Raw genomic sequence first — 15649 nt, 5'->3', positions numbered from 1 at the left:
CAGATGACAATCGGCCTCACAGTCGGATTTCGCGACTGTGAGGCCAGGTCAGAGCCCTGTAGTGAGCGATCCCACACCGGGCACCGAGTGTTCAGCCCAGCTTGTAGCCGCGATGCAGGGCCACGATCCCACCGGTGAGATTGCGCCACTTCACCGAGGACCAACCGGCATCCGCGATCCGCATGGCCAGCTGCGGCTGGTTGGGCCACTCCCGGATCGATTCGGCCAGATAGACGTAGGCGTCCGGATTGGAACTGACCGCGCTGGCCACCTGGGGCAGCGCCTTCATCAGGTACTCCATGTAGACCGTCCGGAACGGCGCGAAGGTCGGGGTGGAGAACTCGGCCACCACCAGGCGGCCGCCGGGCTTGGTCACCCGCGCCATTTCGCGCAGTGCCAGATCCGGGTCGGCGACATTGCGCAGCCCGTAGGAGATGGTGACCGCGTCGAAGGAGTCGTCGGCGAACGGCAGCGCCATGGCATCGCCCGCCACCATCGGCACATTCCGCCAGCGTCCGGCCGCGAGCATGCCCTGGGAGAAATCGGCGGCCACGCACCAGGCGCCGGACTTGGCCATCTCCACGGTCGAAACGCCGGTCCCCGCAGCGAGATCGAGCACCCGTTCACCGGGCCGCAGCGCCAACGCTTTTCGGGTCACCCGACGCCAGTAGCGGTCGATGCCGCCGGTCATCACGGTGTTGGTGATGTCGTACCGCTTCGCGACGCCATCGAACATGGACGCGACATCGCGCGGCTGCTTGTCCAGCTGGGCCCGAAACGATTCCCGCTGCCTGATTTTCGCCACCCTCGCACCCTAACGGGCGGCATCCTCGTGCGACGAGCGCGCCCGCGCGGCGCGTACCCGCGTCCGCAGTACACCCAGCCACCGCTTCGGCGAGGAGCCGAGCAGCCAGAGAATGGGCAGTGCGACGGCCCAGCAGACCACGATCACCGAGGCCGCCGGGATGACGGCGACACGTGCATCGCGACCCGCCACGCGTACGAGATCGGGATCGCTGCGCCGGTATTCGACATTGATGCGTTCGCCGACGGTCAGCTTGGTCGGGTACAGCACGCCGGTCTTGGGATTGTGGGTCTCACCGTCCGGGGTGACGAAGATGACCGCGGACCGCAGCGTGCCCGCCGAGAGCACTTCCGCGCTGGTCACGCCCTTGTCGGAGTTGATCAGATGGTCGTCGCGCCAGGCCGCCAACACCAGGAGAACGGACAGGAAGCTGATGGTCGCCGCCGCGACCACGATCCCGATCCGAGCCCGCCGCAACCGAACCGCCCTGTGCTGTTCAGCCCTATGAGACTGGCTAGTTTCCGACACTTCAGCAGGCTATTCCATCGCTGAGCTACGGTCTTCGCCATGTCCCGAAAATTCAGCTTCACCGTGCAGTACAGCGTTCCGGTCGAAGATCTTCACCGGGCACTCACCAATGACGAGATGTGGCAGTCCCGCTTCGCCGAAGCGACCACCGCCACGCTGGAGCTCACCCACCCGGACGGCCCCGGCACCATCAGCATCCATATGACCGAAAAAGCACCCGAAGACCAGATTCCAGGCATCGTCAAGAAGGTCCTCAAGAGCGAGCTCGAGCTCGAGCGCACCGACAGCTGGGGCCCGCTGAACGACGGTGTCGCCAAGGGCGAGTTCACCGGCCGCTCCGGCGGTATCACCACCGAGATGGCGGGCGCATTCGAATTGCGGCCCACCGCCGAGGGTTCCGAGATCGAGGTCACCGGCACCGTCGACGTGAAGGTCCCGCTGGTGGGCGGGGCCATCGAGCCGCTGGTCGAGAACCTGCTCAAGAAGGTCATGAACAGCGAGCGCAAGTCCGTCGAATCCTGGTTCGCCGCGCAGAACGCCTGATCCCGGTAAAACCGTGGATGCGGGGGTGGTCCCGCATCCACGGGGGCGTGTCGGGGCGCTACTGCGGCCCGAAGTCGCCCTTGCTCGGATCGAATTCGCGGTTCTCGACCAGGACCAGCCAGTTGCCGGAGTTGTCGCGGATGATGGCCTCCACGCCGTAGGGGCGTTCGGCGGGCGGCTGGATGAACTCGACGCCCTTCGCGGTGAGTTCCTCGAAAGCCTTCTGGCAGTTCTCGGTTCGCAGGCCGAGCGCGCCGTGGGTGCCATTGGCCATGGAGCGGCGGATCGCCTCGGCCAGATCGTCGGTGAGCGGGGGACCGGGCACCATCAGGGTGACCTCCAGCTCCGGATGTTCCGGATGCGCCACCGTCACCCAGCGGAAGCCGTTGTCGCCCATGGTGATGTCGGAGTTCTCCACGAAACCCAGATTGTCGATGTACCAGCGCTTGGACTCGGTCTGGTCGGTCACGTACACGGTGACCAGCGAGACATTCGAGATGATCGTCATGCCCCCAGGCTATGGATCGTCGAGTCGTCCGTGCTTCTCCGAAATTGCTGAGTCGGCACACTCGGAAATTGCTGAGTTCACACACTCGGAACCTCGGTGAGGCTGACGTAACAGCTACGACATCGTTCGGAAAGCCAAGATCAACAATCACTGACCACTCTCGAACCGGAAAACAGCTCGCGACGAGCCCGAACGAGGAGTGCCGGTGGTTCAAGTAGAAACCCCGACGGCCAACGCGGTCGCAGCGTCCAAGGAGACGCTGGAGGATTACACGCTGCGGTTCGCGCCCCGCAGCTACCGCAAATGGAGTCCGGCGGTGGTCGGCGTCTCCGCGCTCGGCGGCATCGCCTACCTGGCCGATTTCTCCATCGGCGCGAACATCGGCATCGCCAACGGCACCGGCAATGCGCTGGTGGGCATCGGCATCTTCGCGATCATCATCATGATCACGGGCTTCCCGCTGGCCTACTACGCGGCCCGCTACAACATCGACCTGGACCTGATCACCCGCGGCAGCGGCTTCGGGTACTACGGGTCGGTGGTCACGAACATCGTGTTCGCCTCGTTCACCTTCATCTTCTTCGCGCTCGAGGGCTCGATCATGGCGCAGGGCCTGAAACTCGGCCTGCACGTACCACTTCCGCTCGGCTACCTGGTGTCCACGCTGATGATCTTCCCGCTGGTCATCTACGGCATGAACACCCTGGCCAAGCTCCAGGTGTGGACCACCCCGCTGTGGTTGATCCTGATGGTGCTGCCCTTCGGCTTCCTGCTGGTGCGCCACCCGGATTCGGTCGGTACCTTCCTGGCCTACGGCGGCCAGGACGGCAAGGGCGTCTCACTGTCGGGTGCGCTGCTCGCCGCCGGTGTCTGCCTCTCGCTCATCGCCCAGATCGCCGAACAGATCGACTACCTGCGCTTCATGCCGCCCCGCACCCCCGAGAACGCCCGTAAGTGGTGGGGCTGGATGCTGCTGGCCGGACCCGGCTGGGTGCTCTTCGGCGCGATCAAGCAGGTCGTCGGCCTGTTCCTCGCGGTCTACCTGATCGCCAGCCTGCCCGGCGCGCAGAACATCGCCAACCAGCCGGTGCACCAGTTCCTCGAGATCTACCGCGACATGATGCCGTCCTGGCTGGCCATGACCCTGGCCGTGGTGCTGGTCGTCATCAGCCAGATCAAAATCAATGTGACCAACGCGTATTCGGGTTCGCTGGCGTGGACCAACTCGTTCACCCGCGTCACCAAGACCTACCCGGGCCGCCTGGTGTTCCTGGCCCTGAACCTGGTCATCGCGCTGATCCTGATGGAAGCCAACATGTTCGACTTCCTCAACAACATCCTCGGCTTCTACGCCAACTGCGGCATCGCCTGGATCGTCACCGTCGCAACCGATATCGCGATCAACAAGTATGTGCTGAAGCTCTCGCCCAAGGAGCCGGAGTTCCGCCGCGGCATGCTCTACGACTTCAACCCGGTCGGCCTGGTCGGCTTCGGATTGTCGGCGGCGCTGTCCATCGCGACCTTCTTCGGCCTCTTCGGTGAAACCCTGAAGCCGTACTCGCCCATTGTGGCCGTGCTGGTTTCGTTCCTGGCCACGCCGCTGACCGCGATCCTCACCAAGGGCAAGTACTACCTGCGCCGCGACCACGACGGCATCGAACTGGACATGTTCGACGAGCACGGCAACCCGTCGGGGGAGACCCTCACCTGCGCCGTCACCGGCATGGAATTCGAACGCCCCGACATGATCGCCTCGGCGGTTCCGGGACCCGAGGGCGAGATCCAGTACATCAGCTCGTTGGCCCTCTCGACCGACAAGACGGGCATTCACGTCCTGCCCGCGAAATAACCGCTACGCCTGCGGTTTCCGATCCGAGAGACCGTGCATGAAGACGTAGCAACCCGGAATATGGGGTGCGCCCTCGGCCGCGAACTTCGCTTGATACTCCGAGGGCGACATCCCCACCAGTTCGGTGAACTTGCTGCTGAACGACCCGAGACTGCTGTAGCCGACCAGCATGCAGGTCTCGGTCACCGTCACGTTGGTGGCGCGCAACAGATCCTGTGCCCGCTCGATGCGGCGCTCGGCCAGATACACCGCCGGGGTCTTGCCGTAGGTCGCGGCGAAACACCGCAGGAAGTGATACTTCGACACTCCGGCGGCCGCCGCCAGCGCATCCAGATCCAAGGGCTCGGCATAGTTCCGGTCGGCCAGATCCCGTGCTCGCCGCAGATGCGGCAGCAGATCCTCGGGAACCGGCCGACTCGTCACGAGAACGGCCGGATCTTGTCGAATCGCAGCGAGGCCCGCCCCGACGCCCGCCACAGCCGGGCCGTCAGGTCCACGTCCTCATCGGTGACCAGATTGCCCATCACCCGCACGGCCGTGCGCTGCAACAGCTTCGACCGCATCATCGGTGGCCCGCCCAGCGGCACCGTGCGCGGATGCGTGGCCAGCCCCGCCAGCCGCCGCGCCACCGAATAGGTGCGGCCGTAGCGCTGCCGCAGCATCTCCGGCCAGATGTGGGTCAGATCGGGCTGATCCAGAATCCCGGCGAGCATGTGCCCGCCCTCCAGGCCGTAGTCGATGCCCTCGCCGTTGAGCGGATTCACGCACCCCGCCGCGTCACCGAGCAGCGCCCAGTTGCGACCCGCCAGATTCGACACCGCGCCGCCCATCGGCAGCAGCGCCGAGGCCACCGCCCGCGCCTCACCCTCGAAACCCCATTCCGCGCGCCGCTGCGAGACATAGTGCTGCAGTAGCGGTTTCAGCGCGATATGCGACGGCCGCTTCTCGGTCGCCAGCGAGCCGACCCCGATATTGACCTCGCCGTTGCCGAGCGGGAACACCCAGCCGTAGCCCGGAATCAATTCCCCCGCGGCATCCCGCAATTCGAGGTGCGAGGTGATCCACGGATCGTCACTGCGCTCGGACTTGATGTAGGCCCGCGCCGCCGTCCCGTACGCGTACTGCCGATGCCAGGTGCGGCCCAGCATCTTTCCCACCGGCGAGCGCACCCCGTCGGCCACGATCAGCGTCCGGCACGACACCGCGCGCAGCCCGCCGTCGGTCTTGATGGTCACCCCGGTGACCCGGTCGCCCTCGCGGGCCACCTCCACCACCTTGGCCCCGTCCACCATGCGCGCCCCCGACTTCACCGCGGTCTCGCGCAGCTTGTCGTCGAGTTCGGTTCGCGGAACGGCACTTCCATAGGTCGGGAAGGACCCGTCCGGCCAGGGCAGCAGCGCCTCGCGCCCGAACCCGGCCATCCGCAGCCCGTGATTGACCGTGTGCGCCCGCACCCAGTCACCCAGCCCGAGATGCTCGAGTTCGGCGGTCGCGCGCGGGGTCAGCCCGTCGCCGCAGGTCTTGTCGCGCGGGAACACCGCGGAATCGGTCAGCAGCACATCGCGTCCGGCTCTAGCCGCCCACGCGGCCGCCGCGGACCCGGCGGGACCCGCACCGACGACAAGCACATCGACGTGCGAGGGCAATACGTCCGACGATTTCCCCTGCTCGGGCGCGACTTCCGGTGAACCCATGCGGTCAATACTTGCAGCACATCACCGAGCGTGCATATCTGCCCCGTACTCCATCCGGCCTCCGCCTGGGCCGTTTCGATTCACATAGCGATTGTTTCGTGCGTCGCACTACGGTGGTGTGCATAGGGGGTGATCGGTCCACACGCTAGGTTCTTTGGCGTGGGGTCGGACGCGGCACTGGGAGATGAAATGAGCGCATCAGCTGTGAGCGATGAGAGCACCGTGGTCGCGGGGGTGGATCTGGGCGATCCCGAGCTCGCGGCGACTGTGCGCAAGGGTCTGATCGAGGTCGAGGATCTGCTGATCACCGAGCTGTCCGACGGCGAGGAGTTCCTGCAGGAGGCCGCGCTGCATCTGGCCAAGGCCGGCGGCAAGCGTTTCCGTCCGCTGTTCACCATCCTCACCGGCCAGCTCGGCCCGGACCCGACCAGTCCGGACCTGGTCACCGCGGGCACCGTGGTGGAACTCGTGCACCTCGCGACCCTCTACCACGACGACGTCATGGACGAGGCCTCCATGCGCCGCGGCGCACCCAGCGTGAACTCGCGCTGGGGCAACAGCGTCGCGATCCTCGCGGGTGACTACCTGTTCGCCCATGCTTCCCGCCTGGTCTCCACCCTCGGCCCCGATGCCGTGCGCATCATCGCCGAGACCTTCGCGGAGCTGGTCACGGGCCAGATGCGAGAGACCATCGGCGCGCGGCAGTCCCAGGATCCGGTCGAACACTACCTGCGCGTGGTGTGGGAGAAGACCGGTTCGCTGATCGCGGCCGCGGGCCGTTTCGGCGGCACCTTCTCCGGCGCGAGCCACGATCACGTGGAACGCCTGGCCCGCCTCGGCGACGCCGTGGGCACCGCGTTCCAGATCGCCGACGACATCATCGACATCTCCTCGGTGTCCGAGCAGTCCGGCAAGACCCCCGGCACCGACCTGCGCGAGGGCGTGCACACCCTGCCGGTCCTCTACGCCCTGCGCGACGAGGGCTCCGAGGGCGACCGCCTGCGCAAGCTGCTGGCCCAGCCGTTGCAGACCGATGCCGAGGTCGACGAGGCGCTGTACCTGCTCTCGCGTTCGCGCGGCCTGGTACTGGCCAAGGAGAAGCTGCACGGCTACGCCGACATCGCGCACGCCGAGCTTTCGGCGCTGCCGGGCGGCCCGGCCAACGAGGCGCTGGAACAGCTGGTCCGCTACACCATCGAACGCGTCGGCTGACCGGGTCGCGGCCTGCTGCCGCGACCCCATCCGAAACCGATCAGTCGAACAACTGGGAACTTCATCCTGCGGCTCTATCGTTGACCTGGTGTAACTCAGCGATGAGGGGGCACAGAAGGAGACCGTTTATGCATGGGCATGGTTATGCGAACGGGTTGAAGACGTTCGGGCTCCTGGTGGGCATGTCGGCGTTGATCGTGTTCGCCGGGGCCATGTTCCGGAGCCCGACGATCCTGATCCTCTCGATCGTGCTGGCCGTCGGCATGAACGCCTACGCCTATTTCAACAGCGACAAACTGGCGCTCAAGGCGATGCACGCGCAGCCGGTGACCGAGCTGGAAGCCCCGGCCATGTACCGCATCGTGCGCGAGTTGGCCACGGCCGCACGGCAACCCATGCCGCGGCTCTACATCAGCCCCACCAATGCGCCGAATGCCTTTGCCACGGGCCGCAATCCGCGCAACGCCGCGGTCTGCTGCACCACCGGCATCCTGCAGATCCTGGACGAGCGGGAACTGCGCGCCGTCCTCGGCCACGAGCTCTCGCACGTCTACAACCGCGACATCCTGATCTCGTCGGTGGCGGGCGCGCTCGCCGCGGTCATCTCCGGTCTGGCCAATCTCGCGTTCTTCGCCGGTATCTTCGGCGGCGGCAACCGCGACGGCGAAGGCCCGAATGTCATTGGCATTCTGCTGGTTTCGCTGCTCGGCCCGATCGCGGCCTCGCTCATCAAACTGGCCGTCTCGCGTTCGCGCGAGTATCAAGCCGACCAGGACGGCGCGGAACTGACCGGCGACCCCCTGGCCCTCGCCTCGGCCCTGCGCAAGCTGGAGCGCGGCATCCAGGCCGCCCCGCTGCCCCCGGAGCCGCAACTGACGGCCCAGTCCCACCTGATGATCGCCAACCCCTTCCGGGCCGGCGACAAGATGGCCCGCTGGTTCTCCACCCACCCGCCCATGGAGGACCGCATCGCCCGCCTGGAGGAGATGGCGGGCGGCCCCCGCCGCTACTGAGGCGGGGGTGTGGGGGCGTAGCCCCCACCCTCGTTCCGCTCCTAGCGGTAGTTCACGAACTGCAGCGCGATATCGAAGTCGCCGCCCTTGAGCAGGGCGATCACGGCCTGCAGGTCGTCGCGGTTCTTGGAGGTGACCCGCAACTCCTCGCCCTGAATCTGCGCCTTCACGCTCTTGGGGCCCTCGTCGCGGATCTTCTTGGCGATCTTCTTCGCGTTCTCGGTGGTGATGCCCTGCACCAGCTCGCCTGTGATCTTGTACACCTTGCCCGAGGCCTGCGGATCGCCGGCGTCGAACGCCTTGAGCGAGATGTCGCGGCGAATCAGCTTCTCCTTGAACACATCCAGCGCGGCCTTCACTCGGTCCTGGGAATCCGCGGTGAGAACGATCTTCTCCTCGCCGGACCATTCGATGCTCGCGCCGGTGTTGCGGAAGTCGTAGCGCTGGCTCAGCTCCTTGGCGGCCTGGTTGAGCGCGTTGTCCACCTCCTGGCGATCGATCTTGCTCACCACATCGAACGACGAATCGGCCACGCTTGTGCTCCTTGTCCGAGATCGGAAAGTTGGGGTTTCGACCGCCGACGCTAGTCCCTGCGGCGTGGCGATATCCAGCCGGTTTGCATTGCGGGAGGGGGTTGGATGTATTCTCGTCACCGCACCGCAAGGCGCACCCCGGCAGATTGCCCGAGCGGCCAATGGGAGCGGACTGTAAATCCGTCGGCGAAAGCCTACGTAGGTTCGAATCCTACATCTGCCACCCGAGAACCCCGTGGATGAAAATCCACGGGGTTCTTTGCTTTTCACGGTCGCCCGCGCCCGCGCCGCCGCGCCTGCTCCTCGGGCACGTCGCGCCGGCGTCTCCGGCACGTCCTCGATCCGCTCCAAAATCTGCTCTGACCAGCCGGTTTGGAAGTGTGGGGGTGGGGTGTGTAATCTCGTTCAAGTCGTCAGCGCCCCGGCCCAGACCGGAGCAAGACAGACACGCCCCCTTAGCTCAGTCGGCAGAGCGTTTCCATGGTAAGGAAAAGGTCAACGGTTCGATTCCGTTAGGGGGCTCGCCGGATTGCCGGTGGTGACCGACTCGGCTTCTCCTTGCAGGACCGGGACATCCCCGCCGTCAAGTACCGACACCAGATGGCGGTGTAGCTCAGTCGGTAGAGCAAACGACTCATAATCGTTGTGTCGCCGGTTCAAGTCCGGCCATCGCTACATACTGATATTCCAATCAGGCTGACCGGAAAGAAGGAAAATCGTGGCCGCGAAGTCCACTGATATCCGGCCAAAGATCACCTTGGCCTGCGAGCAGTGCAAGCACCGTAACTACATCACCAAGAAGAACCGGCGCAACGACCCGGACCGCTTGGAGCTGAAGAAGTTCTGCCCCAACTGCGGCACCCACCGGGCGCACCGCGAATCTCGATAACTTAACCCCGCGCGCTCTACCGCGTGGAAGAAGTGCCGGATCGGCAAGTCAGACAGTCTCTTGAAAAGGGACATTGGCTCCGGTCCGGCACTTGGTGTATATAGCGGTGGTTCAGCGCTCCGCCCGATCCTGATGAAGGATCAGATAGGGACTCCCTGCCGTGACTCTCAACACCGAGATCGATACCGAGGCCGACATGCTCGATCCGAGCGAGGCCTTCGACCCCGCCGCGCACGCTGCCGCGATGGTCGGTTATCACTACCGCGTCGACGACTACTACGAGGTCGGCCGCGAGAAGGTGCGTGAATACGCCCGCGCCGTGCAGGACTACCACCCGGCCCATTGGGACGAGGACATCGCCCGCGGCTACGGCCACGACGGCCTGGTGGCCCCGCTCACCTTCATCTCCCTGGTCGGAATCCTGGCCCAGCGCAAGCTCTTCGAGCAGATCGTCACCGGCTACGACCTGAGCCAGATCATGCAGACCGATCAGATCCTGGAGTTCCACCGGCCCATCAAGGCCGGCGACCAGCTCTCCTGCATCGTCTACCTGCACTCGTTCCGACAGGCCTTCGGCGGCGACATCATCGTCACCCGCAACGACGTGGTCGCGCAGAACGACGAGTTGGTGCTCACCACCTACACCACCCTGATCGGCCGCAGCGGCGGTGACATCGATCCCAATATCGGTGACGCCGTGCGTAATGTGCTCATGCACGGGGTCGGCCCGGACGCCGCCGACGCCGACAAGCCCGTCGAGATCGACGCCCCCGAGCACGCCGTCGCGGTCGTCCCGACCGGGCGCGTGGTGGCCAGCGCGCAGACCCGCCGCTTCGAGGACATCGCGGCCGGCGACGAACTGCCCTCGCGCACCGTGCAGCTCACCCGCGGCGACCTGGTGAACTACGCCGGCGTCTCCGGCGACGCCAACCCGATCCACTGGAGCGACGATGTCGTGAAGCTGGTCGGCCTGGAAAACGTTGTGGCGCACGGCATGCTGACCATGGGCCTGGGTGGCGGCTTCGTCACCTCGTGGCTCGGCGACCCGGGTGCGGTCAAGGAGTACAACGTCCGCTTCACCAGCCCGGTCTACGTCCCCGCCGACCGCCCCGCGGAGATCGAATACACCGGCAAGGTGAAGTCCGTCGACCCCGAGACCCGCACCGCGGTGATCGCGATCGTCGCGAAGTCGGAGGGCCGCAAGATCTTCGGCCGCGCCACCGCAACCGTCCAGCTGGGCTGAGCCCACACCCGAGGTACGCTGCGACACCCCGATTGGCGATCGCCACGCGGGGTAACGTAGTATCGAAAATCTGGGGTCACCAGCCGATGCGCGCTGCTCCGAGGAGCGGCGCGCGTGTTGTGTGGATCCCCGTGTACAACTGAATGAGACACACAGTGGCTGGACCAACCCCGTCCAGCCGAAGGGGCGTAGCTCAACTGGCAGAGCAGCGGTCTCCAAAACCGCAGGTTGCAGGTTCAAGTCCTGTCGCCCCTGCCCTGGATGCCGACGTTAGAGAGGATCGACGTGAGCGACGAGCGGGACACTCGCCACGAAGATGGCGATGACACCGCCGCGGTGGCTCGTCCGAGCGGCAAGCGGTCCGCCCGGCGTTCACGCGCCGCGTCGTCGACCGCGACGATCGAGCGACCGTCGGAAGCGGCCAAGGCAACCACCAAGAAGTCCGGCAAGGACAAAAAAGCCGGGCGCAGCGGTAGGGGCAATCCGTTCCTGAGCCTGTGGACGTTCCTCAAGCAAGTTGTTGCGGAACTCCGCAAGGTCATCTGGCCCAACCGCAAGCAGATGGTCACCTATACGAGCGTTGTCCTGGTGTTCGTGGTCTTCGTGATCGCGTTCATCGGTGGGTTGGATGTTGCGTTCATCAAGGGTGTCAGCTGGCTCTTCGGCTAGGCGGCACGATGACCGCCTCTGACCGTCGCAGCCGGTGACCGGCCCCCGTGCAGAGGCGGGGGAGCGGGACCATCCGCCGGGCGTATTGCCCCGGCGCGCAGAGGATTACGTGACGACCAAGAAAGCGAGTGCCCCAGTGAGCACCCCGGAGAACGGCACAACCGAGGAATTCCCGGTGGATGACGTTGTCATCGACGACGACGCTGAGGCCACCACCGCCGATGACGAGTTCGCCGCCGTAGCGGACGAATTCGCCGCCGACGCGGAAGAGGACGAGCCCGCGCAGCCCGTCGCCGAGATCACCGACGAGCCCGCCGACCCGGTGGCAGAGATGACGGCCGCGCTGCGTCGCGCCCCCGGTGACTGGTATGTCGTGCACTCCTACGCCGGCTACGAGAACAAGGTGAAGACCAATCTCGAGACCCGCGTACAGAACCTCGGTCTCGAGGAGTACATCTTCCAGGTCGAGGTACCGACCGAAGAGGTCACCGAGATCAAGAACGGCCAGAAGAAGAACGTCAATCGCAAGGTGCTGCCGGGCTACATCCTGGTCCGCATGGAGCTGAACGACGAGTCCTGGGGCGCGGTGCGCAACACCCCCGGTGTGACCGGATTCGTCGGTGCCACCTCGCGGCCCTCGCCGCTGACCATCCCCGAGGTCGTGAAGTTCCTGGTCCCGGCCGCGCAGCAGAAGAAGGCCGCCCCGGCCGCCACCGCTGCCGCCGCCTCCGGCTCCGGCGACTCCTCGATCGTGAAGCCGGTCATCGAGGTCGACTTCGAGGTCGGCGAGTCGGTCACCGTCATGGACGGCCCCTTCGCCACCCTCCCGGCCAGCATTTCCGAGGTCAATGCCGAGCAGCAGAAGCTCAAGGTGCTGGTCTCGATCTTCGGCCGCGAGACTCCGGTCGAGCTGGCCTTCACGCAGGTCGCCAAGATTTAGTCGCATGAAGGCGGTGGCCCGGGTTTCACCCGGTGTCACCGCCTTTTTTGCGTGCACGTAGACTTGCCGGGTTGTGCCTAGGGCCGATGCTCGACATTCCCCATGGCACGCAATCCCGGAAAAGGCTTGCGGGTAATCCGCAAGGAACCTAACCAAGGAAGAAAGATGCCCCCGAAGAAGAAGAAGGTCTCTGGGCTTATCAAGCTCCAGATCCAGGCCGGTGCCGCTAACCCGGCCCCGCCGGTCGGTCCCGCGCTGGGCCAGCACGGCGTCAACATCATGGAATTCTGCAAGGCGTACAACGCGGCGACCGAGTCGCAGCGTGGCAACGTCATTCCGGTCGAGATCACGGTCTACGAAGACCGCTCGTTCGACTTCAAGCTGAAGACGCCGCCCGCCGCGCGTCTGCTGCTGAAGGCCGCCGGAATCCAGAAGGGTTCGGCCGAGCCGCACCGCCTGAAGGTCGCGCAGATCACCATGGACCAGGTCCGTGAGATCGCCAAGACCAAGCAGGAAGACCTGAACGCCAACGACATCGACGCCGCGGCGAAGATCATCGCCGGCACCGCCCGCTCGATGGGTATCACCGTCGCGGAGTAAGAGCTCTCCGTATCTCCGACAAGGGGATACCGAGCTCTGGTGGGAGGGACGGCCAGTCCCGCAACCACTTCTGACTACTTAAGGACAGACAAATCATGGCAAAACGAAGCAAGGCTTATCTCGAGGCGGCCGCCAAGGTCGACCGCGCCGCGCTGTACTCCCCGCTGAGCGCCGTGCGCCTGGCGAAGGACACCGCGACCACCAAGACCGACGCGACCGTCGAGGTCGCCGTCCGTCTGGGCGTTGATCCCCGCAAGGCCGACCAGATGGTCCGTGGCACCGTCAACCTGCCGCACGGCACCGGTAAGACCGCCCGCGTCATCGTGTTCGCCGTCGGCGACAAGGCCGCCGAGGCCGAGGCCGCCGGTGCCGACGCCGTGGGCGCCGAGGACCTGATCGAGCGGATCCAGGGCGGCTGGCTGGACTTCGACGCCGCGATCGCCACCCCGGACCAGATGGCCAAGGTCGGTCGTATCGCGCGTGTCCTGGGCCCGCGTGGTCTGATGCCGAACCCCAAGACCGGCACCGTCACCCCCGACGTGACCAAGGCCGTGCAGGACATCAAGGGCGGCAAGATCAACTTCCGCGTCGACAAGCAGGCCAACCTGCACTTCGTGATCGGCAAGGCTTCCTTCGACGAGAAGAAGCTGGCCGAGAACTACGGCGCCGCGCTCGACGAGATCCTGCGTGTGAAGCCCTCCACCGCGAAGGGCCGCTACGTCAAGAAGGTGACGTTCTCGACGAACACCGGACCGGGCATCCCGGTGGACCCGAACCGCACCCGCAACTTCGCCGAAGAGGACTGAGTCCTTTTCGCGTAGCGTAGCGACGCAAAAACATACAAAGGCCAGCGCGATAAATCGCGCTGGCCTTTGGTGTTGGTGGGGTTGGGCTCGCTTCGCGACTTGGGTGATGCAGTCGGCGAGGGGCCACGCCAGGCTTTGGTGTTGGTGGGGCGGAAACTGCTTCGCGACTTGATGTGGCCGGGCCGGAAATCGCGGTGGCCCTCGGTGTTCGGCGGGGCGCAGCCGTCAGTTGCCGGAGCCGGAGTTCAGGGCGTTGCAGAGGGGGACGGGGTTGGGTGAGGGGGAGGCCCACATGCCGCAGAGCAGGACGGCGATGAAGGACAGGGGGACCTTCAGGAGTTGGGCGGAGCCCGATGCGGAGCCGGAATCGGCGATGGATTGCGCGGGGGCGGCGGGTGCGGCCATGGCGGGGGTGGCAGCGATGCCTGCGAGGGCGGCGGAAATTGCCACGGTGGCAAGGGATTTGGTGAGCATTCGGCTCATGGGGGACCTCCGGTTCGGTGAACGCGTCGAACGTATCCGGTGCAATCCCCGCCCTGATACACCCATATTTCTTTGGCGCAGGTTTCGCGGGATCAGGGGAGCAGGCCCGCGCTGCCGGCGTAGAGGCTCATCAGGAAGCTGCACAGCGGGGTCGGCTGGTAGTTCGGGTTGACGGAGTCGTTGTAGCAGAGCGGCATTGCCAGGAAGGCGAGCGGCAGGGCCAGGATTTTGCCGGATCCGGAGGCGGAACCGGTTTGGGTGCCGGTGTCGGCATGGGCGGGGGCCAGGGCGAGGCTGGTGAGCCCGACGGTGAGGGCCGCGGTGGCGAGGGCTTTGGCGAGCGGGCGGTGCATGGGGAACCTCCGGGTGTGGGTGCGACGAATTTAGCTGTGCGCCGGGCTTTTTGAAATACCAGAGTTTCAATATCGTGTCGACACGCCGGGCGACCGGGTGATCGGCCGGGGTCGCGAAGTGGCGAAAACCTAGCGCTTGGATGGGGATCAGGCGTGTTGGCGGCGTCTGTTCGGATCGTCCATCCAGCTCGGAGGCGTGATGACTCGATTTCGCTCGGCGGCAATACTTTTCGGAGCATTGATGGTGGCCGTGACAGCCCTCGCGGTGCAGGCGCGCGCGGACGAGCCGCGCCGGGTGCCGGTGGGCGGCGGCACCGGGTTGGCCCTGCAGTGGGGGGTGCCGGTGGGATCGCTGTCGCTGCTGCATTTCTGCACGCTCACCGCGATCGGGTCGGATGCGGCGGGGAATCTGGTCGGACTGACGAACGCGCACTGCGCCTACGACAGTCAGCGGCAGGGCGCCGGTGACGCGGTCTATCTGCAGTCGGCGGTCGACCCCGGGCCCGCGCACGACCCGTCACTCGGGCGGATCGGGACGGTCGACTACATCAGCGGCGGCAATCCGATCGCGCCGGGTCCGCACGGGGTGGGGCTGGACTATGCGGTCATCGTCTTCGACCGGTCGAAGGTGAATCCCGTTGCCACGGTGGGAGATACCACCATCCACAGCATCGCCGACCCGCCGCCGGAAGGCACCCCGGTGTGCAAGCAGGGCACCACCAGCGGACGCACCTGCGGGACCACACTCACCTCGATGGGGCCGTACCTGGTGACCACGGTCCCCGAGTTCCCCGGCGACTCCGGCGCGCCGGTGGTCGTCGGCGACACGTTGATCGGCAACCAGTGGGTGTGGGGCGGCAGTTCCTCGATGACCGCGATCCTCGACGATCTGGCCGCGCGCGGCGGGGCCGGATCCGGGTTTCACCTCGATTTTTGATTTCATTCGAAAGTGTTGGTGCGACGGTGATTTCGGGAGATCAT

General features: G+C 65.8%; 19 protein-coding genes and 4 tRNA genes. 15 read left to right on the top strand and 8 right to left on the bottom strand.

What is annotated here, in order from left to right; translation table 11 throughout:
- Positions 1-91: 91 nt before the first annotated feature.
- Positions 92-805, bottom strand: coding sequence for a demethylmenaquinone methyltransferase (locus tag ACYVN4_RS26935; RefSeq protein ID WP_460724798.1), 714 nt, complete (start codon positions 803-805; stop codon positions 92-94).
- Positions 806-814: 9 nt separating this feature from the next.
- Positions 815-1282, bottom strand: coding sequence for a DUF3592 domain-containing protein (locus ACYVN4_RS26930; protein ID WP_460724797.1), 468 nt, complete (start codon positions 1280-1282; stop codon positions 815-817).
- A 90-nt stretch (positions 1283-1372) separates the two neighbouring features.
- On the opposite strand from ACYVN4_RS26930, the gene ACYVN4_RS26925 reads away from it, so the two are divergent.
- Positions 1373-1876: a DUF2505 domain-containing protein gene (locus ACYVN4_RS26925; protein WP_460724796.1), complete on the top strand. Its 504-nt coding sequence runs from the start codon at positions 1373-1375 to the stop codon at positions 1874-1876.
- Positions 1877-1934: 58 nt separating this feature from the next.
- On the opposite strand, the gene ACYVN4_RS26920 is transcribed toward ACYVN4_RS26925, so the two are convergent.
- Positions 1935-2378 carry a VOC family protein gene (locus tag ACYVN4_RS26920; RefSeq protein ID WP_460724971.1) on the bottom strand — a complete coding sequence of 148 codons (444 nt, stop codon included), beginning with the start codon at positions 2376-2378 and terminating at the stop codon, positions 1935-1937.
- A gap of 205 nt (positions 2379-2583) precedes the next feature.
- Between ACYVN4_RS26920 and ACYVN4_RS26915 the strand changes: the two genes are divergently transcribed.
- Positions 2584-4233 carry a purine-cytosine permease family protein gene (locus ACYVN4_RS26915; protein ID WP_460724795.1) on the top strand — a complete coding sequence of 550 codons (1650 nt, stop codon included), beginning with the start codon at positions 2584-2586 and terminating at the stop codon, positions 4231-4233.
- Between the two features lie 3 nt (positions 4234-4236).
- On the opposite strand, the gene ACYVN4_RS26910 is transcribed toward ACYVN4_RS26915, so the two are convergent.
- Complete coding sequence (locus tag ACYVN4_RS26910; protein WP_460724794.1) at positions 4237-4656, bottom strand: helix-turn-helix transcriptional regulator; 420 nt, start codon at positions 4654-4656, stop codon at positions 4237-4239.
- A complete protein-coding gene (locus ACYVN4_RS26905) occupies positions 4653-5927 on the bottom strand; it encodes a geranylgeranyl reductase family protein (protein ID WP_460724793.1) in 1275 nt (424 codons plus the stop codon). Before ACYVN4_RS26905 ends, ACYVN4_RS26910 begins: the two co-directional genes overlap by 4 nt.
- Positions 5928-6116: 189 nt before the next feature.
- On the opposite strand from ACYVN4_RS26905, the gene ACYVN4_RS26900 reads away from it, so the two are divergent.
- Both ACYVN4_RS26900 and htpX read left to right on the top strand, forming a co-directional pair.
- Positions 6117-7139 carry a polyprenyl synthetase family protein gene (locus ACYVN4_RS26900; RefSeq protein WP_460724792.1) on the top strand — a complete coding sequence of 341 codons (1023 nt, stop codon included), beginning with the start codon at positions 6117-6119 and terminating at the stop codon, positions 7137-7139.
- Positions 7140-7267: 128 nt separating this feature from the next.
- The gene (htpX, locus tag ACYVN4_RS26895) at positions 7268-8152 is read left to right on the top strand and encodes a zinc metalloprotease HtpX (protein ID WP_460724791.1); all 885 of its coding nucleotides are present in this window, start codon (positions 7268-7270) and stop codon (positions 8150-8152) included.
- Between the two features lie 41 nt (positions 8153-8193).
- On the opposite strand, the gene ACYVN4_RS26890 is transcribed toward htpX, so the two are convergent.
- Positions 8194-8685: a YajQ family cyclic di-GMP-binding protein gene (locus tag ACYVN4_RS26890; RefSeq protein WP_460724790.1), complete on the bottom strand. Its 492-nt coding sequence runs from the start codon at positions 8683-8685 to the stop codon at positions 8194-8196.
- 140 nt (positions 8686-8825) lie between these two features.
- Between ACYVN4_RS26890 and ACYVN4_RS26885 the strand changes: the two genes are divergently transcribed.
- The 10 genes from ACYVN4_RS26885 to rplA all read left to right on the top strand — a co-directional run bounded on the left by ACYVN4_RS26885 (position 8826) and on the right by rplA (position 13832).
- Positions 8826-8908 (top strand) — tRNA-Tyr (locus ACYVN4_RS26885).
- A 226-nt stretch (positions 8909-9134) separates the two neighbouring features.
- A tRNA-Thr gene (locus ACYVN4_RS26880) sits at positions 9135-9207 on the top strand.
- Between the two features lie 80 nt (positions 9208-9287).
- A tRNA-Met gene (locus ACYVN4_RS26875) sits at positions 9288-9360 on the top strand.
- A gap of 43 nt (positions 9361-9403) precedes the next feature.
- A complete protein-coding gene (gene rpmG / locus ACYVN4_RS26870; protein ID WP_029925945.1) occupies positions 9404-9574 on the top strand; it encodes a 50S ribosomal protein L33 in 171 nt (56 codons plus the stop codon).
- A gap of 196 nt (positions 9575-9770) precedes the next feature.
- Complete coding sequence (locus ACYVN4_RS26865; RefSeq protein WP_460724970.1) at positions 9771-10817, top strand: fused (3R)-hydroxyacyl-ACP dehydratase subunits HadA/HadB; 1047 nt, start codon at positions 9771-9773, stop codon at positions 10815-10817.
- Positions 10818-10999: 182 nt separating this feature from the next.
- Positions 11000-11072, top strand: a tRNA-Trp gene (locus tag ACYVN4_RS26860).
- A 30-nt stretch (positions 11073-11102) separates the two neighbouring features.
- Positions 11103-11486 (top strand): preprotein translocase subunit SecE, encoded by a 384-nt coding sequence (secE, locus tag ACYVN4_RS26855; protein ID WP_460724789.1) that lies wholly within the window; start codon positions 11103-11105, stop codon positions 11484-11486.
- Between the two features lie 136 nt (positions 11487-11622).
- The gene (gene nusG / locus ACYVN4_RS26850) at positions 11623-12426 is read left to right on the top strand and encodes a transcription termination/antitermination protein NusG (RefSeq protein WP_460724969.1); all 804 of its coding nucleotides are present in this window, start codon (positions 11623-11625) and stop codon (positions 12424-12426) included.
- A gap of 165 nt (positions 12427-12591) precedes the next feature.
- Positions 12592-13026 (top strand): 50S ribosomal protein L11, encoded by a 435-nt coding sequence (gene rplK / locus ACYVN4_RS26845; RefSeq protein WP_213559194.1) that lies wholly within the window; start codon positions 12592-12594, stop codon positions 13024-13026.
- Between the two features lie 95 nt (positions 13027-13121).
- Positions 13122-13832, top strand: a complete 711-nt coding sequence (rplA, locus tag ACYVN4_RS26840) for a 50S ribosomal protein L1 (RefSeq protein WP_460724788.1) — start codon at positions 13122-13124, stop codon at positions 13830-13832.
- Between the two features lie 225 nt (positions 13833-14057).
- Here rplA and ACYVN4_RS26835 read toward each other — a convergent pair whose 3' ends face one another.
- A complete protein-coding gene (locus ACYVN4_RS26835) occupies positions 14058-14315 on the bottom strand; it encodes a hypothetical protein (protein WP_460724787.1) in 258 nt (85 codons plus the stop codon).
- A gap of 92 nt (positions 14316-14407) precedes the next feature.
- Positions 14408-14668: a hypothetical protein gene (locus ACYVN4_RS26830; protein WP_460724786.1), complete on the bottom strand. Its 261-nt coding sequence runs from the start codon at positions 14666-14668 to the stop codon at positions 14408-14410.
- Positions 14669-14909: 241 nt separating this feature from the next.
- Here ACYVN4_RS26830 and ACYVN4_RS26825 point away from each other — a divergent pair, with 241 nt between their 5' ends.
- Positions 14910-15605 carry a chymotrypsin family serine protease gene (locus tag ACYVN4_RS26825; RefSeq protein WP_460724785.1) on the top strand — a complete coding sequence of 232 codons (696 nt, stop codon included), beginning with the start codon at positions 14910-14912 and terminating at the stop codon, positions 15603-15605.
- Positions 15606-15649 lie beyond the last annotated feature (44 nt).

The sequence above is a fragment of the Nocardia heshunensis genome, assembly GCF_054782115.1.
This window is presented reverse-complemented; position numbering and strand designations above follow the sequence as displayed.

Coding starts and splice junctions, on each gene's coding strand:
- ACYVN4_RS26925 (WP_460724796.1), top strand. CDS start 1,373: ATGTCCCGAAAATTCAGCTTCACCGTGCAGTACAGCGTTCCGGTCGAA.
- ACYVN4_RS26905 (WP_460724793.1), bottom strand. CDS start 5,927: ATGGGTTCACCGGAAGTCGCGCCCGAGCAGGGGAAATCGTCGGACGTA.
- ACYVN4_RS26900 (WP_460724792.1), top strand. CDS start 6,117: ATGAGCGCATCAGCTGTGAGCGATGAGAGCACCGTGGTCGCGGGGGTG.
- htpX (WP_460724791.1), top strand. CDS start 7,268: ATGCATGGGCATGGTTATGCGAACGGGTTGAAGACGTTCGGGCTCCTG.
- ACYVN4_RS26865 (WP_460724970.1), top strand. CDS start 9,771: ATGCTCGATCCGAGCGAGGCCTTCGACCCCGCCGCGCACGCTGCCGCG.
- rplK (WP_213559194.1), top strand. CDS start 12,592: ATGCCCCCGAAGAAGAAGAAGGTCTCTGGGCTTATCAAGCTCCAGATC.
- rplA (WP_460724788.1), top strand. CDS start 13,122: ATGGCAAAACGAAGCAAGGCTTATCTCGAGGCGGCCGCCAAGGTCGAC.
- ACYVN4_RS26835 (WP_460724787.1), bottom strand. CDS start 14,315: ATGAGCCGAATGCTCACCAAATCCCTTGCCACCGTGGCAATTTCCGCC.
- ACYVN4_RS26830 (WP_460724786.1), bottom strand. CDS start 14,668: ATGCACCGCCCGCTCGCCAAAGCCCTCGCCACCGCGGCCCTCACCGTC.
- ACYVN4_RS26825 (WP_460724785.1), top strand. CDS start 14,910: ATGGTGGCCGTGACAGCCCTCGCGGTGCAGGCGCGCGCGGACGAGCCG.